The 25,144-nt window shown below is 45.2% G+C and carries 23 protein-coding genes and 1 pseudogene; 10 read left to right on the top strand and 14 right to left on the bottom strand.

The features are described from left to right. Positions 1 to 242 precede the first annotated feature (242 nt). Positions 243 to 545 carry a 30S ribosomal protein S14 gene (rpsN, locus tag QUB35_RS28365; protein WP_333055623.1) on the top strand — a complete coding sequence of 101 codons (303 nt, stop codon included), beginning with the start codon at positions 243 to 245 and terminating at the stop codon, positions 543 to 545. A gap of 204 nt (positions 546 to 749) precedes the next feature. Here the strand turns inward: rpsN and QUB35_RS28370 are convergent, their stop codons facing one another. Continuing rightward, a complete protein-coding gene (locus QUB35_RS28370; protein WP_332953433.1) occupies positions 750 to 1,079 on the bottom strand; it encodes a hypothetical protein in 330 nt (109 codons plus the stop codon). Positions 1,080 to 1,125: 46 nt separating this feature from the next. On the opposite strand from QUB35_RS28370, the gene aat reads away from it, so the two are divergent. From aat to leuS, 3 genes are all read left to right on the top strand, one after another. Further along, positions 1,126 to 1,722, top strand: a complete 597-nt coding sequence (gene aat / locus QUB35_RS28375) for a leucyl/phenylalanyl-tRNA--protein transferase (RefSeq protein WP_445252085.1) — start codon at positions 1,126 to 1,128, stop codon at positions 1,720 to 1,722. A gap of 100 nt (positions 1,723 to 1,822) precedes the next feature. Continuing rightward, the gene (locus tag QUB35_RS28380; protein ID WP_333144980.1) at positions 1,823 to 2,545 is read left to right on the top strand and encodes a Uma2 family endonuclease; all 723 of its coding nucleotides are present in this window, start codon (positions 1,823 to 1,825) and stop codon (positions 2,543 to 2,545) included. A gap of 250 nt (positions 2,546 to 2,795) precedes the next feature. Then, positions 2,796 to 5,351, top strand: a complete 2,556-nt coding sequence (gene leuS, locus QUB35_RS28385) for a leucine--tRNA ligase (protein ID WP_333144981.1) — start codon at positions 2,796 to 2,798, stop codon at positions 5,349 to 5,351. An 82-nt stretch (positions 5,352 to 5,433) separates the two neighbouring features. Here leuS and QUB35_RS28390 read toward each other — a convergent pair whose 3' ends face one another. Beyond that, positions 5,434 to 6,237: a helix-turn-helix domain-containing protein gene (locus QUB35_RS28390; protein ID WP_333144982.1), complete on the bottom strand. Its 804-nt coding sequence runs from the start codon at positions 6,235 to 6,237 to the stop codon at positions 5,434 to 5,436. A gap of 171 nt (positions 6,238 to 6,408) precedes the next feature. On the opposite strand from QUB35_RS28390, the gene QUB35_RS28395 reads away from it, so the two are divergent. Together QUB35_RS28395 and QUB35_RS28400 are read left to right on the top strand one after the other, a co-directional pair. After that, positions 6,409 to 7,413 carry a site-specific DNA-methyltransferase gene (locus QUB35_RS28395; protein ID WP_333144983.1) on the top strand — a complete coding sequence of 335 codons (1,005 nt, stop codon included), beginning with the start codon at positions 6,409 to 6,411 and terminating at the stop codon, positions 7,411 to 7,413. Between the two features lie 38 nt (positions 7,414 to 7,451). Beyond that, positions 7,452 to 8,348 (top strand): alpha/beta hydrolase, encoded by an 897-nt coding sequence (locus tag QUB35_RS28400; RefSeq protein WP_333144984.1) that lies wholly within the window; start codon positions 7,452 to 7,454, stop codon positions 8,346 to 8,348. Positions 8,349 to 8,585: 237 nt separating this feature from the next. Here QUB35_RS28400 and QUB35_RS28405 read toward each other — a convergent pair whose 3' ends face one another. Next, positions 8,586 to 9,395: an SAM-dependent chlorinase/fluorinase gene (locus QUB35_RS28405; RefSeq protein ID WP_333144985.1), complete on the bottom strand. Its 810-nt coding sequence runs from the start codon at positions 9,393 to 9,395 to the stop codon at positions 8,586 to 8,588. 18 nt (positions 9,396 to 9,413) lie between these two features. Here QUB35_RS28405 and QUB35_RS28410 point away from each other — a divergent pair, with 18 nt between their 5' ends. Continuing rightward, complete coding sequence (locus tag QUB35_RS28410; protein WP_333144986.1) at positions 9,414 to 10,262, top strand: DUF3598 family protein; 849 nt, start codon at positions 9,414 to 9,416, stop codon at positions 10,260 to 10,262. A gap of 154 nt (positions 10,263 to 10,416) precedes the next feature. Here the strand turns inward: QUB35_RS28410 and QUB35_RS28415 are convergent, their stop codons facing one another. From QUB35_RS28415 to QUB35_RS28425, 3 genes are all read right to left on the bottom strand, one after another. Then, entirely contained in the window at positions 10,417 to 11,094 is a 678-nt protein-coding gene (locus QUB35_RS28415) for a GIY-YIG nuclease family protein (protein WP_333144987.1), read from the bottom strand. 369 nt (positions 11,095 to 11,463) lie between these two features. Beyond that, complete coding sequence (locus QUB35_RS28420; protein WP_333144988.1) at positions 11,464 to 12,327, bottom strand: aldo/keto reductase; 864 nt, start codon at positions 12,325 to 12,327, stop codon at positions 11,464 to 11,466. Positions 12,328 to 12,556: 229 nt separating this feature from the next. Continuing rightward, the gene (locus QUB35_RS28425; protein WP_333144989.1) at positions 12,557 to 13,351 is read right to left on the bottom strand and encodes an ABC transporter permease; all 795 of its coding nucleotides are present in this window, start codon (positions 13,349 to 13,351) and stop codon (positions 12,557 to 12,559) included. 447 nt (positions 13,352 to 13,798) lie between these two features. Between QUB35_RS28425 and QUB35_RS28430 the strand changes: the two genes are divergently transcribed. Then, positions 13,799 to 14,872: a radical SAM protein gene (locus QUB35_RS28430; RefSeq protein ID WP_333144990.1), complete on the top strand. Its 1,074-nt coding sequence runs from the start codon at positions 13,799 to 13,801 to the stop codon at positions 14,870 to 14,872. A gap of 10 nt (positions 14,873 to 14,882) precedes the next feature. Continuing rightward, complete coding sequence (locus tag QUB35_RS28435; protein ID WP_333144991.1) at positions 14,883 to 15,026, top strand: hypothetical protein; 144 nt, start codon at positions 14,883 to 14,885, stop codon at positions 15,024 to 15,026. 348 nt (positions 15,027 to 15,374) lie between these two features. Here the strand turns inward: QUB35_RS28435 and QUB35_RS28440 are convergent, their stop codons facing one another. The 5 genes from QUB35_RS28440 to QUB35_RS28460 form a co-directional block, all read right to left on the bottom strand. Further along, on the bottom strand, positions 15,375 to 15,497 hold the full coding sequence (locus QUB35_RS28440; RefSeq protein WP_333144993.1) for a hypothetical protein: 123 nt from the start codon (positions 15,495 to 15,497) through the stop codon (positions 15,375 to 15,377). A 15-nt stretch (positions 15,498 to 15,512) separates the two neighbouring features. Continuing rightward, positions 15,513 to 15,710 carry a hypothetical protein gene (locus QUB35_RS28445; protein WP_333144994.1) on the bottom strand — a complete coding sequence of 66 codons (198 nt, stop codon included), beginning with the start codon at positions 15,708 to 15,710 and terminating at the stop codon, positions 15,513 to 15,515. Next, positions 15,707 to 16,003 (bottom strand): type II toxin-antitoxin system RelE/ParE family toxin, encoded by a 297-nt coding sequence (locus QUB35_RS28450; RefSeq protein WP_333144995.1) that lies wholly within the window; start codon positions 16,001 to 16,003, stop codon positions 15,707 to 15,709. The genes QUB35_RS28445 and QUB35_RS28450 overlap by 4 nt, the downstream gene beginning before the upstream one ends. Beyond that, complete coding sequence (locus QUB35_RS28455) at positions 16,000 to 16,290, bottom strand: hypothetical protein (protein ID WP_333144996.1); 291 nt, start codon at positions 16,288 to 16,290, stop codon at positions 16,000 to 16,002. The genes QUB35_RS28450 and QUB35_RS28455 overlap by 4 nt, the downstream gene beginning before the upstream one ends. Before the next feature lie 332 nt (positions 16,291 to 16,622). After that, positions 16,623 to 16,799 carry a hypothetical protein gene (locus tag QUB35_RS28460; protein ID WP_333144997.1) on the bottom strand — a complete coding sequence of 59 codons (177 nt, stop codon included), beginning with the start codon at positions 16,797 to 16,799 and terminating at the stop codon, positions 16,623 to 16,625. Positions 16,800 to 16,986: 187 nt separating this feature from the next. Here QUB35_RS28460 and QUB35_RS28465 point away from each other — a divergent pair. Further along, positions 16,987 to 18,168: pseudogene (locus QUB35_RS28465) on the top strand (RNA-guided endonuclease InsQ/TnpB family protein). 48 nt (positions 18,169 to 18,216) lie between these two features. Here the strand turns inward: QUB35_RS28465 and QUB35_RS28470 are convergent. The 3 genes from QUB35_RS28470 to QUB35_RS28480 form a co-directional block, all read right to left on the bottom strand. Beyond that, positions 18,217 to 23,709, bottom strand: coding sequence for a response regulator (locus tag QUB35_RS28470; RefSeq protein ID WP_333144998.1), 5,493 nt, complete (start codon positions 23,707 to 23,709; stop codon positions 18,217 to 18,219). Beyond that, the gene (locus tag QUB35_RS28475) at positions 23,709 to 23,963 is read right to left on the bottom strand and encodes a hypothetical protein (RefSeq protein WP_333144999.1); all 255 of its coding nucleotides are present in this window, start codon (positions 23,961 to 23,963) and stop codon (positions 23,709 to 23,711) included. Before QUB35_RS28475 ends, QUB35_RS28470 begins: the two co-directional genes overlap by 1 nt. Positions 23,964 to 24,257: 294 nt before the next feature. After that, entirely contained in the window at positions 24,258 to 25,142 is an 885-nt protein-coding gene (locus QUB35_RS28480) for a hypothetical protein (protein WP_333145000.1), read from the bottom strand. Between the last annotated feature and the right edge of the window lie 2 nt (positions 25,143 to 25,144).

The following is a 25,144-nucleotide window of genomic DNA, read 5'->3' on the forward strand; positions in this document are numbered from 1 at the left end:
CCTGTTGCTAAAAATGTTGAGTTATTGTGGAACAGGCATCTTGCCTGTTGCTAAAAATGTTAATTTATTGTGGAACAGGCATCTTGCCTGTTGCTAAAAATGTTAATTTATTGTGGAACAGGCATCTTGCCTGTTGCTAAAAATCTTGTTGACAAAAGAAATAATTCAAATAAAAGAGATCCAAAATGACAAAAATATAGTAAAATAGTAGATTGTGATTAATCTAAGGATATCAACAGATTATGGCTAAGAAGAGCATGGTCGAGCGCGAGAAAAAGCGCCAGAGACTCGTAGACAAGTACGCCGACAAGCGGGAAGACCTGAAAGACCAGTTTGACCAAGCTACCAATCAGATGGACAAAATGGCGATTCACCGCCAACTACAACAGCTACCCCGCAGCAGTTCGCGGACTCGCTTGCGGAACCGCTGCTGGGCAACTGGACGCCCCAGAGGTTACTATCGTGACTTCGGACTGTCTCGCAACATGATGCGAGAAATGGCTCACGAAGGTCTTTTGCCCGGTGTTGTGAAGTCTAGCTGGTAGCACGAAGAAAGAAGGAAGGCACGACACGGATGATGACACGGATACACGGATGATGTTTTTCTGAAATTGTCGTGTTTCTGGAGATTTATTCTAAAGAAAAAGGAAGAAGGAAGAAGGAAAAAAAACTTATAAATAATCGGCAAGATTATGTTTGGGGTTGATTCTTGTTTCAGACTTATGAGTTAAATTTTCCTCCTTCTTGCTTCACTGGCCACAGCATTTATCGATGCCTAGACTATCGAGTAACAAGTCGCTGACGGCATTGGCGATCGCAAATTCGCCGTAGAAGCTTTTAGAAAAATCATAGGCCTGCATTTCGGTGACGATCGCAATTACGAGGCTGCCCACGTCATTCTCGCCTTCCATACGCTGGCGAACATAGATTTGGGCAGCTCTTTTAGCTATTTGCTGGTTGGCTGCTTCTGGGATAAACTCGGAGTCTAGCCATGCCAGCAGCGTTTGTTGGAGCCATTGGCCTTCTTGTTCGGGGTTTTTGGCGGGCGGTAAGGTAATAGGTTCAATGGTTTCAGACATGATTATTCCTAATTGCTAATGTTGACTTTGAAAAGTTAACTGAGAAATGACAACTGATAAATATATGCAATATGATATACCGACAATTATACAAGGATATGCCCAAGGCTACTTCTTGATGGCAAATGACGGCGAGGAAAGTTTGGGGTGGTATTCCAGCCGACAGCGGGCGCTGATTCCCCTGGATGAAAGATTTACCTATCCGAAATCCCTGCGTCGCCAAATCAATCAAAATCGATTTTCGGTGGCTGTGAACCGCGATTTTGGGGCGGTGGTTGAGGGTTGTGCCGATCGCGAAACGACTTGGATTTCTAAGGAGCTCAAGAAGATTTACTGGGGTTTGTATGAGGCCGGTTGGGCTTACAGCTTCGAGACTTGGTGCGGGGACGAATTGGCGGGCGGTATTCTCGGATTGTCGATCGGCGGTGCGTTTATTGGGGAGTCGATGTTTTACCGAATTCCCGATGGTTCTAAGGTGGCGATGGTGAAGTTGGTGGAGAGATTGCGCGATCGATCTTATCTGATGTTCGATGCTCAAATGAACAATCCGCACTTGGAAAGATTCGGAGCTTATACTGTTAAGGAAAAACTGTATAACACTCTTTTGCAAGCAGCTTTGAAGCGCCGCTGTTTCCTATTTTGAATATTAGGTCAGTAGGGAAATGGCATTGCCATTTTAGGCTCGAATAGTGGGTTCAAACAATAGTATAATTAAGCTCATATACTTCTCGGAGACAACCACAATGCAAGTCACAACCGAAGAAATTATTTATCCATCCAGCGACGGTCAACCAATGGCAGACAGCACAATACAATACAAATTAATTGTCACAATCAAAGAAGGTTGCGAATCGCTGTTTGAAGATGATCCCAACGTGTTTGTAGCCGCCGATTTACTTTGGTATCCGGTTGAAGGTAGACCAGATATTTCTCAAGCGCCGGATACGATGGTGATATTTGGTAGACCAAAAGGCGAGCGACGTTCCTACATACAATCTCGCGAAGATAATATTGCTCCCCAAGTCGTCTTTGAAATTCGCTCCCACAACGATAGTAACACAAAAATGAACAAGAAACTTTCATTTTACTATCGTTATGGAGTCGAGGAGTATTACCTTTACGATCCAGAAAGAAATCAGTTAGAAGGTTGGCAAAGAATTGAAGGAATCTTAGAACCGATTGAACCGATGGAGGGATGGATAAGTCCCAGACTGGGAGTGCGGTTTGAGTTGCCAGAAGAAGGGTTAGAAATCTATCGCCCTGATGGAGAAAAGTTTCTTTCCTATTCCGAAATAAATGCAGAGCGGCTATTAGAGCGACGGCGCGCCGAACAAGAATTTCAGCGTGCAGAAGAAGCCTCGCAGCGCGCAGAAGAAGCCTCGCAGCGGGCCGAACAAGAAGCTCAAAAAGCGGAACGTTTAGCCGCCAAACTGCGCGAATTGAACATCGATCCTGATAGCATCTAAGCTCGAACTAGGAGAATAAACCCGGTTTGTCAAAGAAATCGGGTTTCTGGGGATAGCAGTTATTTACTTTTTTCAGGGCGAACGGGGATATTTGGCCGATCGCCCCCCAGCTCAAATTACCTATACTACAATATATAATACAGATATTCGAGCCAAAATCCTTGGCGCTCAGAAAAATCAGAATCGAAGCCCCTTGAATGTGTAAAAATACTGAAGCAAACATTACTAAACCCTGCACGGAGCAATTGTTGTGGATTCCAGATATAACCCCCAATCCATAGAAGAAAAATGGCAGCAGACATGGGCTGAGCAAAACTTAGACCAGATGCCAGAAGATACCCAAAAGCCTAAATTTTATGCCTTATCCATGTTCCCCTACCCGTCGGGAAACCTGCACATGGGCCACGTCCGCAACTACACAATTATTGATGTAATTGCCAGACTCAAGCGAATGCAAGGCTATCGGGTATTGAATCCGATGGGGTGGGACGCTTTTGGTTTGCCCGCAGAAAATGCCGCCATCGAGCGCGGAATTCCCCCGGCAAAATGGACGTATGAAAATATTGCCCAAATGAAAGGCTTATTTCGCCGTCTCGGCATTTCCTTTGATTGGACAAAAGAAGTTACAACTTGTTCTCCCGATTATTATCGGTGGACTCAATGGATTTTCTTACAATTTTTAGAAGCAGGATTAGCATATCAAAAAGAAGCGGCAGTTAATTGGGACCCGATCGACCAAACAGTCTTAGCAAACGAACAAGTAGATAACGAAGGACGTTCCTGGCGTTCCGGTGCCAAAGTCGAGCGCAAATTATTGCGGCAGTGGTTCCTCAAAATTACCGATTACGCCGAACAGTTATTAAACGACTTAGACAAATTGCCAGATTGGCCAGAAAGAGTCAAATTAATGCAAGCTAACTGGATCGGCAAATCAGTCGGCGCTTACTTAGAATTTCCGATTGTCGGAATGGATGAAAAAATCGCTGTTTTCACCACTCGCCCAGACACAGTTTACGGCGTCAGTTACCTTGTTTTAGCGCCGGAACATCCACTAACTCAGCGCGTGACAACCGCAGACAGAAAAGCGGCCGTAGAAACCTTCATCAAAGAAGTCGCCGCCCAAAGCGAGATCGATCGCACAGCCGAAGACAAACCAAAGCGCGGTATCCCCACAGGCGGCAAAGCAATCAACCCTTTCAACGGCGAAGAAATTCCCATTTGGATTGCCGATTATGTATTGTACGAATACGGCACCGGCGCAGTTATGGGAGTACCCGCCCACGACACGCGAGATTTCAAATTTGCCAATCAATATCAACTGCCAATTAAAGTAGTAATTGTGGATGATGATGAGCTGCCATTGAGCGAAGCTTACACCGAACCAGGAATTATGATTAATTCCGAAAGCTTCAACGGCATGGATTCAATTAAAGGCAAAGCAGCGATTATTCACCATGCCGAAAATGCAGGTTATGGCAAAGCCCGCATCCAATACCGCTTGAGAGATTGGTTGATTTCTAGACAGCGTTATTGGGGCGCTCCGATTCCCGTAATTCACTGTCCCACCTGCGGGACAGTACCCGTACCCGCATCGGATTTGCCCGTATTGTTGCCGGAAAATGTACAATTTACTGGCAAAGGTTCGCCCTTGGCAAAGATGGAAGAATGGGTAAACGTTCCTTGTCCGAGTTGCGGGACTGCGGCGAAGCGGGAAACAGATACGATGGATACTTTTATAGATTCTTCGTGGTATTTCTTGCGCTATCCCGATGCTCAAAATCAAGAGCAAGTCTTCGATACGGCAAAGACAAATGATTGGATGCCCGTAGACCAATATGTCGGCGGCATCGAACACGCAATCTTGCACTTGCTGTATTCGCGGTTCTTTACCAAGGTTTTGCGCGATCGGGGTTTGATCAATTGTGACGAACCATTTAAACGCCTGTTAACTCAAGGCATGGTGCAAGCAATGGCCTATAAAAATCCTGTTACTGGCAAATACGTTCCCCCAGCAGATATAGACCCCACAAATCCCAAAGATCCTCAAACTGGCGAAGCTTTGGAAGTCTTCTACGAGAAGATGTCCAAATCAAAATACAATGGCGTTGACCCCTTGCAAGTTATGGGCAAATATGGGGTAGATACGGCGCGGATGTTTATTTTATTCAAAGCGCCCCCAGAGAAGGATTTGGAGTGGGACGACGCTGATGTGGAAGGGCAATTTCGCTTTTTAAATCGCGTTTGGCGCGTGGTTACAGAGTTTGGTGCACCCCCCCCTGCCCCCCCTTCGCAAGGGGGGGAGAAAGAGGTTTTAAGTAAACCTGAGAAGGATTTGCGGCGGGCGATTCACACTGCAATTAAGGAAGTGAGCGAAGATTTGGAGGGCGATTATCAGTTCAATACTGCTGTTTCGGAAATGATGAAACTCAGCAATGCTTTGAATGATGCTAAATGTAAAGATTCGCCAATTTATGCAGAAGGAATTAACACTTTGATTCGCTTGTTAGCGCCTTTTGCGCCGCATATTGCTGATGAATTGTGGCACAATACTGGTAACAGTGAATCGGTGCATACGCAAACTTGGCCGAGTGTGGATGCTTCTGCGTTAATTACCGATGAAATTACGCTGGTAATTCAAGTTATGGGCAAAACTCGAGGCACAATTCAAGTGCCTTCTGGTGCTGATAAAGCTGCGTTGGAAAAGTTTGCTCGCGAGTCTGAATTGGCTAAGCGTCACCTTGAAGGTAAGGAGATTAAAAAGGTAATTGTGGTGCCTGGAAAGTTGGTTAATTTCGTGGTAGCTTGAGGGTAAAAATCGCTACCTGTAGGCAAGCTATCGTTTCTACACAAACACAACCTAATCCCCTTTAAACACTATCGGGCAACTATTATTTACTATAAGAGTAGACAAGTTGCCCTTTTTTTACTAACTTTAAGGGAATTTTAGGATTGTTTAGCGGCTCGTTTCTTAGCCTCACCTTTTCTTCCCATTCTTTAAATTTAGGTTCCAGCATTTCAGGTGTAAGTTTATAAATCTCTTTGAGAGTTATGCCTTCATACAGTCCAATATACCAAGCTTCTACTCGGCGATACTTGTCAAGTATAATTTCATTCAAATGATGGTGAGTAGTGACCCCACCGCTTCTATTGAGAGCAATATTTATTGTTTTAAGTTCGTATTCTTTTCCTTCAGCATCAATAGCATCGTTTCCTTCACGTCCAGGCGATATCCGCAGCCCTAAAAGAATTAATAACTGTAAAGTCTTTCCCCCGTTATCTTGAAAAATATCCGCAATACCATATTCACTAGCCAGATTTTGCAATTCTTGGATGCTTTTCATAGCATTTTCTAGCCGTTTAGCATCTGAAATGCGTTCTGCTTCCGTGGTAACAGCCTCTTCAACAGGCTCTACAACTGACGGAGAAACTGGTTCAGCTATTAGGGTGTTAATGAGAGCTGTACTTTCGCCGCTTTGGCTAAAACTGATTAAATAAGTAGCGGGTACATCGAGCGCTTCAGCTAGAGCGAAAATAACTTCAAAGGATGGCGATCTTTCACCGCGTTCCAATAAGCTGATATAGTCAGTAGTCTTGTCTATGAGTTCTGCTAACTCGTCCTGTGTCATCCTTTTTTCTCTGCGTAACTGACTTACCTTGACTGCAAATTGTTGTCTGGCTTCTTTGTAATTCATACCCCTCACAATTCATAAAAACGAACTGAAAGTTCGCTTTTTGAATGGTACGAAGAATTTATACACAAAACAACGAACTGAAAGTACGGATTTAGTAACACTGAGAGTACGGATTTTGATATAATGACAGTAGGCTGTGTCTTTTGTACCTTAAACTAATCTAAATTAAGCATGAGTAACATTTTGCCCGCTCCAATTTACACCACCCAATACGGTCAATCTTATTTGGGAGATTCTCTTCATCTCCTGAATAGTCTTGCTAGCAATTCTATAGATTTGGTGATTACATCCCCTCCTTTTGCATTGCAACGCCAAAAGAGTTATGGAAATGAGGATCAAGATTTATATGTTGATTGGCTGCTGGGCTTTGCTCCTGAAATTAAAAGAGTTCTTAAGGATACTGGAAGTTTTGTTATAGACCTTGGAGGTGCTTATCAGAAAGGAATACCTGTACGGTCGCTGTATAATTACCGCGTACTTATTAGGTTATGTGACGAATATGAATTTAAACTTGCTCAAGAGTTTTTCTGGTTTAATCCTTCAAAACTTCCATCTCCTATAGAGTGGGTGAATAAAAAGAAAATCCGGGCAAAAGATTCTGTGAATACTGTTTGGTGGCTTTCCAAAACGAATCAACCTCAAGCGAATATTACTAAAGTCAAAGTAGAGTATTCTGAGAGAATGAAAAAACTTTTGAAAAATGCTGATGAATTTTACACGCCCAAAGAACGTCCTTCCGGTCACAATATTAGCGATCGATTTGCCAAAGATAATGGAGGTGCTATTCCATCTAATTTGCTAGAAATTTCTAATTCTGAAAGTAATTCTCAATACTTGCGTTGGTGCAAAGAGTTTAATGTTAAGGCGCATCCGGCACGTTTTCCCCAAAGATTACCGTCATTTTTTATAAATTTTCTTACTGAACCGGGAGACTTGGTAGTAGATATTTTTTCTGGTTCTAATACTACGGGTTTTGCAGCAGAAGAATTATCAAGAAACTGGATAAGCTTTGAAAAAGAAAAACAATATGTTGCTGCATCAATATTTAGATTTTTGCCTCAAGAATCTTTTGGGCAAGCGGATACAATATACAACCAATTGTTAACTGAGGAAGCATCAGGATTGATTTTACCTCAAAATAGGCTAGTTTTTGAAGTTAATAATTATTGTTTTTAATTTGGCTAAACAGCCAAAATTTTATTTGAGTTACCACAATGCTCGAAATACAAAATAGATACAGACATTGTTTGAAGTTGCTATTTTTAATAGGAAAGATTTGGGCGATCGCCTACATTGCTTCCTGTATACTCTTGTTTTTTCTGCAAACTCGTTTGATCTTTCAGCCAACACCTACAATCGCCAAAACACCGGATGCTTTTAACATCCCTTACCAAGAAGTTTGGTTGCCAGTTAAGGGTCGATCGCGCAAAATTGAAAAACTTCACGGTTGGTGGCTGCCCGCCGCAAATCGAAAATCATTAGGAACTTTATTGTACCTGCACGGCAGGGGTTTGAACATCGGTGCGAATATCAGTCAATCTTACCGCTTTCGGCAATTGGGTTTTTCTGTATTGCTGATTGATTACCGGGGTTACGGCCGCAGTCAAGGCAGTTTTCCGAAGGAATCACAAGTATATGAAGATGCTGAAGTTGCTTATAATTATTTAGTTAAGCAGCGGCAATTGTTGCCTAGCCAAATTTTATTTTACGGTCATTCAATGGGAGGTGCTGTTGCTATTGAGTTAGCAATCAGGCATCCAGAAGCTGCTGGCTTGATTGTCCACAATTCGTTTACTTCTATGGTGGATATGGTGGAAAATAATGCTTATATGCGATTTTTTCCGGTGCGGTTGTTGCTGACGCAAAGGTTTGATTCTCTGGCTAAGGTCAAATCACTGCGAATGCCGATTTTGTTTGTTCACGGGATTGCCGATCGTTTTGTTCCTGCTACTATGAGCAAAAAGTTATATGCTAGTTCTCCTGAATATAAAAAAATTTTGCTAGTTCCTAATGCTAGGCACAATAATGGAGATGCTTTTTTTAATAATCCCGAATATCGCCAAACTATTGTGGATTTTGCCGAAAAAGTAATCGATCGAAAAAAACTATGACTTACGCACTCCGCCTTCATAACCGGGTTTTTCACCGCATCTGCTGGTTACAACAAAGTTTTTTCGTAAAAAACCAGGTTTCCGAGCACCCATGCGTATAGCGGTTCTCAATAAAATGAGGTACACACCGCTCACAACTGATGCCCTATGCCCTATGCCCTATGCCCTATGCCCTATGCCCTATGCCCTATGCCCGCGAGAGCACCTCATGTTACTGAGAAAGGCTATAAGTCCTATTTAATTGTTAGTTTCAAAAAGTAATTGCACGATCGCTCCGCATTCCAATTTTAATACAGATTGAGCGCTGCCGCCATTAACGGCAATTTCTACCCAACCGTCAGAACCAGTTATGGCAATTAAATCGCCCGGTTCGGTGTCGCTGTAGGTTTTACCGCTGGGGATGCGAATTGCATCAGAACTATTGCTAATTGTCAATGACCAATTGTTACCTATAATGCAATTATTCGGGATATTAGTAATTAGATTGCCAAAGCGATCGACATATTGAATGCAGCCTGCTGCACCTGTGGCTGTAACGGCACAATTTGGTATCTCTAACTCTACTAAACTTGCAGGGTCGATCGCCCCTCCCAAGTCTTCCAACGCCACCCCGTTGGCCAAGTGAGCGCCCGCTGCTGCAAAAATATCGCGACCGTGAAAAGTGCTGCTGGGTTGAGGTGTGCGCCAGTATTGAGAATTCGTGAGTTCGACAGAGGATCTCGCACTTTCCCGACTCAACACCCCGCTAAACAACCCGTTATCCGGCCCGACAAGAAAGCAATTAGCACATTTAATCGCAACCGGGCGTCTCTTGCTTCCCACCCCCGGATCGACGACAGCAACGTGTACGGTTTCCGGCGGAAAATAAGCAAAAGCAGTCATCAAACAAAACCTCGCCGCCGCAATATTTTGAGAGGGTATTTGGTGCGTAATGTCAATGACTTTTAACTGCGGGTTAATTTGGGCGATCGCACCTTTCATCACTCCCACATAAACATCGCTTAATCCAAAATCCGTAAGCAGAGTTATAATTCTATTTTTAGACATATATCCAAAGGTAAAAATATGGTATCACAATGGGAAAACTTTCTGCAAAACTTGGGAGAATGGCACGGTTCCTTCACTCAGCTATCAACGCGAGGAGAGGTACTTCAAGATACTCCTAGCATTATTTCTCTCGAAGGCTTCAATGACAACAAAACAGTGCGATTGAAACTGCGTCGGTTTTCCCCAAATCCTAGCGGTGTCGGCGAACCGGAAGTCAGCGAACTTGTTCGAGAATATCAAAGTTTGGGACGAGATATCCTATTTTTTGAGAATGGAGCTTTTTCTCAGGGTACTATTCAACTAGCGCCTTTTTCAGAGTGCGGTGCCGAGTTGAGTTTTATCTACAATTATCGTCGGTTGCGCTTCCCTCTGACATACAATACCGACGGCAATTTATCCAAACTTATCTTAATTCGGGAAAAGCAGCTTGATAAAAATGTCCCCGAACGTCCGCCTTTAACTGTTGAAGATTTGCTGGGAGAGTGGGAGGGCGAGGCCGTGACAATGTATCCTGATTCGCGTTCTCCTGACTTTTCTTCTACCAATTTACAATTGCATTTAGAAAGTAGCGATCGCCTAGTGCACAAAATCACTTTTGGCAGTAATGCTAGTGTTATCACTTCTAGCGCCACCATAGACGGTTCAGTTCTGCACTTTAACGAAGGTGCTTCACCCGTGCAAGTTGTGCTCCTTCCTGACGGCGGTTCTTGCACTTTACCTGTCAAGATTGAATCCAGAAAACCTATATTTTTCGAGGCCGGTTGGTTGGTAGAACCTGACTTGCGGTTTCGGATGATTCGCAGTTACAATGAGCGGGGTGAATGGGTAAGTTTGACTTTAGTTAAAGAACGAAAAATTAGTCATTAGTAATTTAGTCATTAGTCATTAGTCATTAGTTAGTAGGGGCGGGTTTTACCCTAAATATTTATAGGTAACTCAGGAAATAGATAAACCCGCCCTTTGGATTTGATGCTCTTCCAGTCCACTTTACGGCGGAGGAAAGTTTATGTAGCAGCTAATTTTATTTGCGGGACTTTGTTTCCTGGGTTTGCGATTGAATCACCGCACTCCAATCATCATTGTTAACAGCCGCTTCCAAATCCTTAGCGCGTTCGCCGTCATTTTTGGCTGCTGTTTCTAACTCTTTGGTAAGACTAGAATCTGCCATTGCTTTACGCAATTTCAGCTTCTTTTCCTCATAAGCTTTTTGTTCCTCAGCAGACATTGCCGATCGCGCTGCTTGGCCTACCGTAGCCGCCCACATTTCGCTTTCAGCATCGTTTCCAGGCGGAATGCTGCCAATTTCTGCTATCCAAGCATCGCGCAAACTTTCCATTTCTTCCCGCTTCGGGAATTTGAAAGTTTGCACGCGCAGGAAAGCACAATTTTCTGCGCCATTTTGGGCGATGTGACCGTTGATTGAAAGCAGGATATTTCGCGAATAACCTACATACTGAGTGTTGCGGGAAGTGTCCATTACAGCGTAAACGCCGGCGACTTTCGCGTTAGTTGCCAAATCGCGCCATGTATCGATCGAGATTACTTGCGTACCGTCATTTTCTAATTCAGAAAGAGTCGCTGCTGCGCTGTGTTCTGAGTCGGAACTGTATAAAAAGTTGTGCAGTCCTTCATGGGCGACAGGTACGTTTTGATGTTCAATTGCTACGTCTCGATCGGCATTCACTTGATTAGCTTCCATTAAACTCAATTCCTCAAAAAATGTCAACTTTACTCATTAAATCTCACTTTCAAGGGCGGGTTTTCCAACCCACCCCACAATAAAGTTCTCTTTGTGGAACATGCATCTTGCCTGTTCTATTGTTTTTTTTGCCCTTATATAGCAATCCTAAATGAGATGTAGGGGTAGTGCTAAGAGTGCCTACCCCAGCATCATGGGGGCAACCACGGGGGGTTTGCCCCTACAAGAATTACACAAATGATGCGAGGATTGCTATAGCGGTTCTCAAAAAAGTGAGGTATGCCCACGGAGGCCACGGAGGCCACGGAGGCCACGGAGGCCACGGAGGCCATGAGTACCTCATATGAGAGATCGAGAGGCTATATATACTTAACTTACGGCAATTTGTTGCAATTCCTCGTCAGTCAATTTAACTTCGAGCGCCTGCACAGAGTCCTCAATACTCGATACTTTGGTCGCACCGGGAATCGGAACGATGCAAGGCGATTGGGCCATCAACCAAGCTAATACTATACAGTAAACTGAAACGTTTTTTTCTGCTGCTAATTTGGCGATCGCGGGCATATCTTGCAAGCTGGTGACGCGGCGGCTTCCTCCCAAAGGACTCCAGGGAAAAAATGTCAGTTTTTCGGTTTCGCAATATTCCAGAACCCCGTCTGATTCCGGCTGTCTGTGCCACGGATTGTACTGATTCTGCACGGAGACAACTTCTACTGTATCGCGGGCACGTTTGATCTGCTCTACAGAAAAGTTGGACAATCCAATAAATCGAATCATTCCTGCTTCTACTGCTTCTTTTGCAGGTGCTAGGGCTGCTTCGATGGTATAAGCGGGATCTGGCGAGTGGTACTGCCAAAGGTCGATCGGTTCCTTGCCGCCCAATGCTTCAAAACTTTCCCGAATTGTCTTGCGTAAATGGTGGGGGTTGCCATTGCGCGTCCACGCACCTTGAGGCCGCATTAAGCCGCCTTTAGTGGCGATAGTAACGGCGCGAGTATCTCCGGTGTACTGTTCCAAAGCTTTGGCAATCAACTGCTCGTTGTGGTGTTTATCAGATTGATCTTGGCAGTAGGAATCTGCTGTGTCAATTAGGGTGACACCCAAATCGAGGGCGCGGTGAATTACCGCCATTGATTGATCTTCGGGGGGCCGGCCGCTTAAGGACATTGGCATACATCCAAGACCGATCGCGCTGATAGTAAAATTACTGTTACCCAGTTTTTTTCTTTTCATTGGTTTGCCTTCTTGTGCGTGGTTTATTTCCAGTTTACATTTCAAGGATAGGTTGAGATATTACATTTATTTAACTATCTATCTAAGTAAATAGACAAAAATATTTTTTAGATAAGCTGTTTTGCCTTGAAAATGTATATTTCACTTCTCTATTCCCCAGGTGTCAAATCCTCTCCCTCTCAAACATAATAGACAATCTAGATGTGCAGCCGCTTACCTACCTACTTAACTAGCTGGAAGCGCTGGTGTAAAAGCGGAGTGCAAATTGCCAGAAGTAGCGGGAGAAAAATAACAGCCCGATCGCCAATATTCCCGCCCCTGCGATCCAAACGATTTCACCTCTCCCCAGCATGGCTTCTGCAGGCACAGTCGTCAAGAAGGCAACGGGAACTACGAAGGTGAAGAAAAATCGATAAGCTGCGGGATAAGCTGCCATGGGAAATCTACCCGCTTCTAACAATCCTTTGAGGACTTCGGTAACATTGTAAATTTTGACAAACCAAATGCTGGTGGCCCCTAACATAAACCATATACTGTAAAGAGTAATAGTTCCGAAGAACAGCGGTATTGCTGTTAAAAAATAGTTGCCGATTGCTACTCCCAATTTGTTTCCAGCATACAACAGCAATACGATGCCCAAGATTAAATCTGGCATTCCCCAAGGCGAAACTGTGTTTGCAGATAGCCAGAATTGGGAACTGATGGGTTTGAGGAGTACGAAATCGAGAGTACCTTGCTGGACTCGATCGACAATACGGCTGAGATTAGGTGCTAGAAACGTTGACGAAAACCCCTGCAAAACCGTAAAAATGCCGAGTACAACTAAAGCCTCTTCCCATTTCCAGCCCGAAAACGTGTAGCCGGTACGGTAGAACAAAAATAGCCCAAACAAGCTGCCAGTAAGATTTCCGAGGCTGCTGATGGTCGCGAGGACAAAGTTGATTCGGTATTCTAGTTCCGCTGCGATCGCCGCACCCCAGAACATTTTCAGTACGTGCAAATATCGTCCCATGTTTATAGCCATTTTTGGCCGTGTAAATACTTAAATTCCCATATTGTAAAGCTTGTGTGAAGTTAACTGCTGTACTGGCTACTCATTTCACTATAACAATAAATTATTGATACCGCTTGCCTACGTAGTTTTACTGACAAACTGTATTAAGTTATTTAACCAATTTTAAATATAAATTACAATTATTAATTAAAGTCAATCTTAAGCCCATATATTTTGGCAATTATTAAGCCGAATTCATGTCTTCACACAAAGCCTCGCTTGATACATTGGAAATACTAATATGTTACAAGTTTTAATATTATAAATATTTCAAAAACATCTAGCCATACCCAAACGCAACACTTAGGATGGGGCATACGTACTCAAAAGGAATACGTAATCAGGAATGCGTAATTATACGCACAAAAGAGGGATCGAGGAATTGACCTAGCTAACAACACGTAAGGAAAAAAAGACATGGATGCTTTAACATTATCGAGACTGGGCGTCAAGCACACCAAGAGTGCAGTAGCCGAATCGCTGCGGATCAATACAGGATACGACGTGACAAGCCCAGTCACTTTTTACGGGATTGTCAACGAGCGCTGCAATGTTAAATGCCGCCAGTGCGAGTATTGGCGACTCAAAGAATATAAAGACGAAATGACGATCGAAGAATGGCAAAATGCCCTCTTGAGCGTCAAAGACTTTGTGGGCGAATTTTCAATCAACTTTAGCGGCGGCGAACCTTATATTAAAAAAGGTTTTCTAGACTTGCTGGCCTTTGCGAATAAAAATGGCATTCACGCCGGCGTCACCACCAACGGCTATTGCATGACCAGGGAAAACGCAGCCAAAACTGTCGCTGCTCGTCCTTTTAATGTGAATATGTCCGTTGACGGGCCGAACGCAGAACTGCACGATTATTTGCGGGGTCAACCCGGATTGTTCGATCGGCTTTCTAAAGGAATCGGCTATCTGCGCGAAGAACAAGAAAAACAGAACGTCTTGTTTCCGATCAACGTCAAACCGACAATGAACCGACTCAATTTCCGCCACCTCCCGGAAATAGTCACCTGGGCTCAGGGAATTGGGGCGACGACGGTGAACTTCCAATCCGTCAACCGCTGGACGCCAGAAACATACGAGGAATTGTGGATTGAAAAAGAAGACATGGAGGAATTTTCACAAGTAATCGAGCGGCTAATTGAAATGAAGAAGAACGGCGCTCCGATTATGAACAGCGATGAAGTGTTGCGATTGATGATTCCTCACTTTGCCGAAGAAACAGCTCCTGATTCAACTCGTCCTTGTCGCGTTGGACTGCGAAATTACTGGATTGATACGCGCGGCGATGTGAAATTGTGCGATGAGTTTCCGGTGATTGGTAATGTGAAAAACGCCAGCGCCCGCGAGATTTGGTACGGCGAAAAAGCTCAGGAAGTCCGCCGCGATACTTTGAATTGCGGCAAGCTTTGTCTGATTACTTGTGTTTCGCAGAAGACGATTTTGGACAAGGTGAAAATGGGGATGAAGTTATTAAAGAATTGAGGTTTGACCAGTGTTAATATTGCTTCTGTTCATGGTGGCCGGGTTTTATCAGAAACCCGGTTTTTTGTTTAATGAATTGTATTCCTGTTCGGTTGGGCTAAAGGATGCGGGAATGCCGTTTCCCTACGAATACAATGTTTTGTATCAGTCGTAGGGTGGGTGACGGTGAAAAATCATTGCACCGCAGCCCTTTACTAAGCTGTTCTGCATTTAAATTGTCTGTCAAAAAACAATCTAACTCTTGTGGGGTGGGCGTCCCGCCCGCCCTGAATATGCAATTTAAAGGCGCGACAGCTTATTGACTCTCACGCACCGCTTTACCTGGGCAATATTTTTCTTACCAGCCGCAGGATTCTGGGGGATATTTTTCTCGCCAGCGGCAGGCTACCCAGTATCAGCAGGCCGAATATTAAACCGAAAAGCAAACTCCAGATAATCGTCGCGGTGAAGGGATGAAGCGGGAGGGAAAAATCGGGTTGCTATTTAATCGGTGTATCTTTGATTAGGGGATAGCTGACCCAAAAGATTTGTCCGCCGCCGATCGCAGTTCCGACAAAAATATGATATTCTCAAGTTGGCGAGATCGCTTTTTCTCTTTGTCTTCCTTCTTCCTGCCGATTTCCATTTGTTCTCGCTCGCGCTAACATTCCCTCTCTTGCTGCTCCCGGTTCAATTCCACCTGTGCGATTGCCACCATCCCGCGAATTGTGGATGTTGTGTGCTGGAACAAATCTTGATTAGGAATCAGGTAGTTTAAGTATTTTTCAATATCCCTTTCCATGCCAAAAGAGCGATCGACCTTCCCAGACACAATAGCGAGCGCATTGCTTTTACTCAATCAGTATTGAAAACATCCTGCAAGTTACGATAACCACTAATAACGCGCAAAATCTCAATACCATCACCAACTATTTGATAAAAAATGATGTATCCCATCAATGGCACACCACGTAAACTGGGAGAAAATTGTGAATACGATCGCCCCAAATATGGAAACTGTGCAATCTGCTGACATTTTTTACCAAATCCTTCCACAAAGCGCTCTCCTGCATCCACGCTTTGCGCCAAAAAGTAATCGGAAATTTCGGATAAATCTCGACTCGCTTCGAGCGTAATAAGCAAGCGATTCATGCTCTTAATTCTCTGGCTTTTTTCACTTTATCTCTAAGTTGAGCTAATACATCGTCTGGATTGAGCAACTCACCCCGTTGTGCTTGTTCTCGTGCTATATCGATTTTCTTCCCAGTTTCTTGTACCCACGCTAAATAGTTTGGGTTGTTGCCGTCATCGGATAAAGTAACATCATCGATTAATAACAGCAAGGCTGTGTTAATTGCTTCTTCAAGGGAGGGATATTGACCGTGCTTTACTAAAGCTTCAAGGACTTGGGTTTGCTCTTGGCTCAAGGTGATTTGCATTGTTACCTCGGATGGGGGCAAGGGTTGGACAATACTTCTACTGTATCGTATTTTATTACAAAAATGCGTGAAGCGAAGCTATCCCGTAGGGAATCGCTCTTGACTGTGGCAGATAGAAAAAGGCGATCGCCCGCGCATTGAGAAATAGAAATAAAGGATCTCGTCCTTTCCATATCAAAAAGAGCGATCGCCTGGGGGTTGAATTAGTAGGTTAGTCGATCGCACTAGCTCTACTTTTTGCCCAAAAAATGCCATTACCAACTAAAAGTTAAAATCTGTCTCGATCGGCAACTACTTACCGCGCCCTGGCTTACAGTCTGCAAAGCCCAACGCTAAGCGAGTCGATCGAGACAACTGGCGATCGCCATTTCCACGACAGCTTCGATGGGATACTCAATAGCCGCCGCGCGGGTAATGAGGGCGATGCGGATGCGATCGGGTAGGTAAGCGAGGATGGATTGAGCGTCAGCCGGAATTTGGCGGGCTGCTTGCGGTTGTCCGTCGCTCATCAAGATTGGGAGCGATCGCAACTGAGCGCTGCTAATCTGAAGGATGCTATTATAGATTAACAGTTACCAAGAAACTGGGTCTAAAGCCCCGTCCTTATAGGACGGCTTTAATTATAAGTAATATGAATAATTATTAAATATACAGACTTGTAAGTAAAAGTTTTAGCAAAAGTGAGAGACTATTCCAATGATAGTTTTAGAGTTTAAGTTGAAGGGCAAAGCGGAACAATATCGAATCATAGACGACATGATTCGGACGGCTCAATTTGTCCGAAATAAAACTCTTAGACATTGGGTAGACAATCAAGGGATTAAGCTAGTAGACCTGTACAAACAATGCGCGGTTATGGCAAAAGAGTTTGAATGGGCGGGCAAGCTTAATTCGACGGCACGTCAAGCTTCAGCGGAACGTGCCATTTTTGCTATCCAACGTTTCTTTGCTAATTGCAAAAGGAAAAAACCCGGAAAAAAGGGATATCCACAGTACAAGAAACATACTCGTTCCGTTGAGTACAAGCAATCCGGTTGGGCGCTTTCTACCGACAAAAGATGTCTAACATTTAAGGACGGTTTTGCTGCTGGGAGATTTAAGTTAATCGGCAGTCGGGATTTGCATTTCTATGCGCCCGATGAGATTAAACGAATCAGGGTTGTGCGTCGTGCCGACGGATACTACGCCCAATTCTGCATCAACGTTGAACGAAAAGAGGAACCCGTTTCTACTGGTAAATTTATTGGCATAGATGTCGGGTTAAACCACTTCTATACTGACAGCGACGGTGAAACAGTTCCTAATCCTCGGTATCTCAGAAAAAGTGAAAAAGCTTTGAAGAGATTGCATCAGCGAGTTTCTCGGAAAAAGAAAGGTTCCAGAAACCGGAAAAAAGCGCTCAACAAGTTAGGAAGAAAGCACCTAAAGGTTAGTCGGCAGCGTAAAGACTTCGCCATAAAGACGGCCTTGTGCGCGGTGAAATCTAACGATTTCGTAGCCTAGGTCGAACTTCAGGTGCGGAACATGGTTAAAAACCACAAGCTCGCTAAATCAATTAGCGATGTGGCGTGGTCATTGTTTGCTCAATGGTTGGAATATTTTGGAAAAGTGTACAGCAAAACAGTAATTGCTGTTCCACCTCAGTACACTTCCCAGGATTGTTCAAATTGTGGAAACCTAGTCAAGAAAACTCTGTCAACTCGAACCCATATTTGTAGTTGTGGTGCGGTGTTAGATCGCGATCACAATGCCGGAAAAAACATTTTGGTAAAGGGTTTGAAGCAGGCAGGAATCAATTTAAATACGGTGGGGCACACCGGAATTCACGCTGGGGGACAGACCGATCTCTACTCGCTGGTGGTGACAAAACAGAGATAAGTTCGACTGGATGATCCAAGAATCCCTGCGCCTTCATGTCAGGGAGTGTCAACCTATTTGCGATCGCAACTTCCCCGTTTCCAATTCCGTCTCAAAAGCCGCCCGCACCTTTTCCCACTCCGCTTGGGCTTCCAACAGGCGATCGCGCGCCGTACTCACATCAAAAACCTGTTCCCCTCCAGACTCAACCGCCGCGCGACCCATATACTCCAACTCCTTGCAAACAGCAGAAAAAGACACGGCTCCTAAATTGGCGCTGCTCGACTTCAGCGTGTGAGAAGCCAGCTTCAAACTATCAGCATCGCCCAGAAAAATAGCCTCCTTAATAGTTTCTAAATGTTGCGGTGCGTCAACCAAATATATCTTAATCAGCTCCCCCAAAAAATCGGGGTCTTCATCATCATCTAGCTCGCGGAGATTTTGCAAAATATGAAAATCAATCGGCGAATCGGCTCCCGGTTGAACGCTCGAAGATGCCGCAGTATCACTGTCAATGTCATCAGAAATATCTTGATTGTTTTCCTCTGTTACCGCATCCAATTCATCCCGAATCAGAGGTGAACACTTGCTCAAGGCGATCGCCAACTCTTCCCGGCGTACCGGCTTAGTAATATAATCGTCCATACCTGCTTCCAGACACTTTTCGCGATCGCCCTGCATCGCATTAGCAGTCATCGCAATAATTCTCGGCTTCTTGTTAGCCGGCCATTCCTGACAAATGCGGCGCGTCGCTTCCAACCCATCCATGTTCGGCATCTGCACATCCATCAGCACAACATCGTAAGATTGCCGCTTCAGCGCCTCCAAAACCTCCAACCCATTACCCGCAATATCAGCCCGATATCCTATCCTGTCGAGTAAATGCGTAGCAACTTTTTGATTCACCACATTGTCCTCAGCCAGCAAAATCCGAATCTGACTAGAATTAGTTCCATCCTGTCCGGCAGAATTCGTCGCCACCTGCCTCAAAACAGCAGGCGTCCGCTGCACGCGGTGTTGTTCTTGAGAATTTTCAAAATACTTCAATCCCGAAGTCAAAGTCACCACATTTGAAGCTTCTCCCCTACCGCTTCTGCCAGTAACATATCCAAAAACTTGCAGCAACACATTATAAAACTGGGACTGTTTTAAAGGCTTAGTTAAGAAAGCCGAAAAATGTACTTCGGTAGTTTCAAGTTTTTTCCAAACTTCCGCCTTACTTAAATAAGTAAACAGCACCAAAGGTAGTGCTATTTTGCGAGGGTTTTTAACGCTGACATTCGGATTTAGACCCTCGTCGCCAGAGAAATTGCTCAGCTCAAATTTCCGAATCTCCACAGCCAAAGCCACACCGTCCATATCTGGTAGATTCATCGCCAAAATAGCTAAATCGAGCGGCGAGTTTCCTTTGATGATTTCCAAAGCCTCAGCACCCGAAGTTACAGCCACGGGTATCATTCCCCAAGACTCTGCCTGACGGATCAAAACTTGCCGGTTAATGGCATGATGCTCAACAATTAACAAGCGCTTACCAGCGGCAAATTCGGGCCTTTTTTCCTCAGCCCGGATGTCATTCGCTTCCGCAGTCACCGTGAAATAAAAAATCGAACCCGAACCCGACATCGACGGCGGAGTAAATTCTGCAGGCGACCTTCCAGCGATACTTTGTCCGATCGCAGAAACTCCCGGATGAGACTTAGAACTCCCCGGACTTACCTGGCTGACGACCCACATTGTACCGCCCATCATATCGCTCAAACGCTGGCTGATAGCCAGTCCCAAACCCGTCCCGCCGTAATGTCGCGTTGTCGAAGCATCCACCTGCGAAAAAGCTTTAAACAGGCGATCCATCCGGTCTGGCGGAATGCCAATTCCTGTATCTTGGACAGCAAATTGAATCTCGTATTGTTTGCTACGTGCCAACTCTCCCTGGTTAATTACTAGCAGTTGTGGCGCTAGAATATTAATTTTATCGGGCGAACTGTTAGCAGCTACCGGTTCAATTTCCCTAGCCGTACAGCACACCACAATTTCTCCAGATTCTGTAAACTTAACTGCATTGCCCAGGAGATTTACCAAAATTTGGCGCAGCCTGGTCACATCTCCTAAAATGTTTTTCGGAACAGAATCATCAATAAAGTAAGCCAGCTCTAAACCTTTTTCTGAGGCTCTCGGCGCCAGTAATTCCAGAGATTCTTCTATACAGTTTTGCAGCTCGAAGGGGCTGCGTTCCAAATCCAATTTCCCCGATTCAATCTTGGAAAAGTCGAGAATATCGTTAATAATAGTCAGCAAAGCATCGCCGCTGGTACGAATTGTCTCCACAAAATCCCGCTGTTCAGGAGTTAGTTCCATATCCAGCAGCAAGCCAGTCATCCCGATGACCGCATTCATCGGAGTGCGGATTTCGTGACTCATAGTTGCTAAAAATTCGCTCTTAGCTCTATTAGCAACTTCCGCCGCTTGTCGCGCTTGCTCCAAAGCTTCATTTTGCTCGGCTAACTGTCGCTGTCGCTGAACTTCCGTTTCTAAAAGTTGTGCTTGAGCTAAGGTAATTCCGACTTGCGCGGCAACATCTTCTAACAGTTCAATTTCGTCTGGAGTCCACTGGCGAGTTGCATCGCACTGGTGCAAAGTAATAATTCCATTCGGTTCTCCTTGATAGGAGGTGCGAACCGCCAACATAGATTTTAATCCGATGCGGCGGCACATCGGCCCCGAAGATTCGAGCAAAGGATCGGCAAACACATCGGGAGATGCCAGGGCTATATCTTCAGCGAGGAGTTTTTCTGTGTAGGGGTTATAAGTGACAGAAAGTTCTAAATCTAAAGCCGATTCGTGACCGGGTTCTAAGTATTCCGCGACGCAAGGAAGATGGGGATAAGGTTCGGAAAGATAGGTGTGAATTGTACAGCGATTGACACCAAATACGCGGCCGATTTGGGTGGCGGTAGTTTGAAAAATTTCTTGAGTGTCTAAGGTCGATCGCACTTTTTGAGTAATTTGTTTGAGTAGTAAAACGCGCTGGTACTGACGTTGCAAAGTTCGCTCTCGCTCTTCGCGGGCAATTTCTGCGCCGATGTAATTGCCCATCAACTTTAAAATTTCAAAATTCAGCGGTTTAAAAGGAGATTTAGTGGTGCGGGAAGTAAAGCTCAAAGTACCATAAACTCGCCCTTGCACTATTACCCTCGTGCCCACAAAAGCCTCCAACTTGCGGACACTGTAAGCGGGGTGGTTGCGCCACTGAGTAGTGCCGGCTGATTCGACAGAAATAGGTTCGCTCGATCGCAAAACCTCTCGCTCAAAGGTTCTGCTCAAAGCAAAACCGTCTCCTTTAGCAAATCCAAAGGGAAAATCTTCCGGTACATAAGCCGCAATCACTTCGTAGCGATCGCCCAAAACCCTGCCCAACAGCCCGATATCCATCCCAAACTGACTACAGCCCATTGCCAGCAACCGCATCGTTCGCTCGTCAAAAGAGCCTTCCGAGCTCACCATTACCTCGTAGAGCGATCGAATTGCCCGCTCGCTTTCCCGCAGTTCCTCAACTCCTTCGAGGCGGTTGTAGACATCGTGCAAAGTCCCGAAAATTCCCGCTATTTCGCCTTGGGAATTCCGGCGGACTTGGGCAAATAGTTCCACGGAAACAAAGCCGGAATTACTGTGAATTCCCAAGGAGTTTTTCTCCGAAACCGACTTAGACTTAAATCGCAGTTCTCGCCGTTCAAATTCCGACTTCCCGGACAGCAAAGACTCCAATAAATTTGTACATTGCTCGCGCTCATCTGGATGCACCCACTCTAAAAAATTAGTTTGCAAACTTTCGGAAACCGCATAATTAGTAATTTCCGTCCAAGCGCGGTTGAGGAATTTCCAAACCCCCGCCGCATCTATGTGGAAAATTACTGTTGCTTTCAAAGAGTCAAATAGATGGAATTGTTCTCGATCTTGCTCCCGGTTTTTGACTTCAAACTGCTTGTTTAGAGTAATATCTGTATGAGTTCCTACTACCCGCAGCGGTTTGCCAGTAACGCTGCGTAAAACTTGACCCCGGTTCAGCACCCACACAGTGCTGCCGTCTTTACAGTACATCCGATATTCTGCTGCAAAATCCGGTGTCTTTTGGGCGAAGTGTTCTTCTAAAGCTGCCTTTACCGAGTCAATATCATCTCGGTGGATGCGACTCCACCATTCCGATCGGCGATTCGAGATTTCCCCTTCTTGGTAGCCCAGCATTTCTTGCCAGCGCGCCGAATAAAAAAACTCATCTGTTTCGAGATTCCAGTCCCAAATTCCCTGATTGTTGACTGCAGGGGGGAGATTTGGCCTCTCTACGAAACTGTGGTGAGAAATTTCAGCCATCTCGTGGCTATTTGCTGCTGTCCGGTGTATTTCTGCTGAGAGTTTTTTGTATTGAGCGTTGCTAGATTCTAGCTGGCGCTGCAAAGCGATTAAGCCAGAATGCAGAGATTTTGAATCCAGCGCTTGTAAAAGGATAGTTTTAGGATTGATAATCCCGATCGGGTGATTTGTTTCGTTGATGACTAATAAAGGCAACTGGCAGTAGTGTTTTTGCAGCAGCGCGACGGCTGCTTCGAGGCTAGAGTGCGATCGCACCAGCGGCGGCGAACTGCTGCAAATTGCTCCCGCTCTAATTTTGTTAGAGTCTCTTCCCAGCGCCTGCAACTGCACGATATCCCGCGAACTTACCACCCCAACCAGTTTGTGAATGTTGGGATTTGTAAATTTGGAATTGTGAGCCCCACCAGTCGAGTGTTGATCGGGGGTTTCAGTGATTAATACATAACTAACATTGTGTCTAAACATCAGTTGCGCCAAATAGCGAACCGAAGAATTAGCAGGAGCGTGAATTATTCGTGAGCCTGCTATTTGAGGGATTTGATAAAGTTTAATTAAACTTGCGGGTAGCTCTACTTTCTGATGCACAATTGGCAGCGGCGGAGGGAACGCGAAAGCCGCAGGTGGCGAAGCGCTGCTAATTGCTTTTGGTGTCGATCCCCCAATTCCCTGCAACAAAAGCACCAAGCTTTGAGAGCTAATTAAACCGACAAGTTCTTCAGCCTCGCTGACGACGGGCAAATGGCTGATCTGATTTTTATCCAGCAGATTTGCTAAGGCAAAAAAGTCGGGAATTTCCGATTCTCGGGCTACAGTTACGGTTCTGATCATGATTTGCTCGATCGCAAATCCGCTCAAAGCAGCGCCGATCGAATTTAGCTGTACGACATCTCGCGTTGTAAAAATCCCCAGCACTGTCTGGCCGCCCGCATAGGGAGCTTTTGAGCCGTTGAGAGGCCGCCCGTTGCCTCCTGCGTGTACCGCACGCGGTATGCCGTTGTAGAAACCCGACTGTTCCCGCAATTGTGGGGAAGTCCCGTTCGTGAGATTTCCGAATTGAGAATTCCCGCGCGGTTCTACCACGAGGACGTAACTGGCTCCTGTGCTACTCATCAGCTCGATCGCCTTTTCTATGGGCGTCTCAGGGGTGACGGTGAGGGGATTGCGGTTGATGACCTGACTGAGGGAGGGAATAAACATCAGGGGGCATAAAAGTGATATTTGTTGGAAAAACCCGATCGCGAGCAGCAGGTTGATTGAGAGGCTTTACCCGCGAGATTTCCCAGCGCCCTCAAAGTTTCTGTACGATGAGACTCACCCATACTTCCAGCATCTTGGCATTTAAAATTAATTCCGTGCCATATCCTGATAATTGACGGCTTCTGACTTTCAGAACCAATGCTATCTGCCAGAGGGCGGACATGAAGGCTGGCGGGCAATTCCTCGCTTAGCATAACTGCTGCGGGTTTACGAGCAAGAATTTCTGCGATTGTCTAGACTGCACCCTACTTTCTCGCCCTCAACCGAATTCTCGCTCGCATTCTGTTTGAGGCAAGATACCTGCACGCTACCAATTTACCAGCGACAGGAGGGGAATCACAACATGACATTTAGGTATTGCAACTGTGCAATTAGGGGTTCGAGGGTTCAAGGGTTCCAGGGCTCCAGGGCCAAACAGGCAGAAAATAAATAATTCTGAGCATAACTAATTCTATCTTATCCCAATTATGACCCAGAGGATTTGAGCTTCAATTCTGGCGATCGAACTTGATGAGAATAGCGCTGTTCCCCGCCAGTGCAAAACTCGCATTGCCGCCCTTGAGCCTTAAACTACCAACAACCTCATCCATTGTTTTAGAACTGAACTCCCGCACCGTGCCATTACCAGTTTTTATCAGCTCCGAAATATCAGCCTTAACAGTGTAAGATGTTGCTCGATCGTTGACAACCAGCAAGTAAACATTCTTGCTAGCATCAAGAGTTGCAACTGCCATTAAATCCGAACTATTAGTGATAGGAAAAAAGGTAGCTTTCCCGCCCTGCAAAGCCCTAATTCCCATCCGCAAAGCATAGTAGCCTGCGCGCCGTTTTCCCCCGTCCCCTAGCAAACCTTCCGCCCCTGCAGGCTTGCCCCAGTCGTACAAACAGAATATGTGACTGCCGTCAATATAATTATCCCCCGGTTGAGAACCTCGAATCAAATTCTTAATCAAATTTAAAGCTAAAGATAAATCGCCGTAGCTCATGTTGTAAGTTCCCCATTCTCCTACCCAAAGCTGCGAGTTAGCGCGGACAGTACCGTTCATCCAGCCGCGAACTTTGCGGGTGTAGTTAGAAATATCTGCATCGTAGTTGTGGACATTGACTGTATCGAAATAATTCGGTATTTCTTGCAAAGCACTAGCCGGCCAATTGCTGCCGCCTATGGTTTTCGGGCCGTGGATGCGGTAAGTGCGATCGGGCAAATAAGTTTTATAAACAAAGTCGATCGCATCTTTTGCCACCTTAACCAATTCAAAATAGTCAGCCCTAGTCCCGCCCCAACCCCGATCGCGATTGTCCGGTTCGTTGTGAATTTCCCAATCATCAACGCGGTAATCATTGCGAACATTCAGCCAATAAACTTTAGCCAAAA

Source organism: Microcoleus sp. B13-B6, assembly GCF_036705405.1.
Lineage (GTDB): Bacteria > Cyanobacteriota > Cyanobacteriia > Cyanobacteriales > Microcoleaceae > Microcoleus.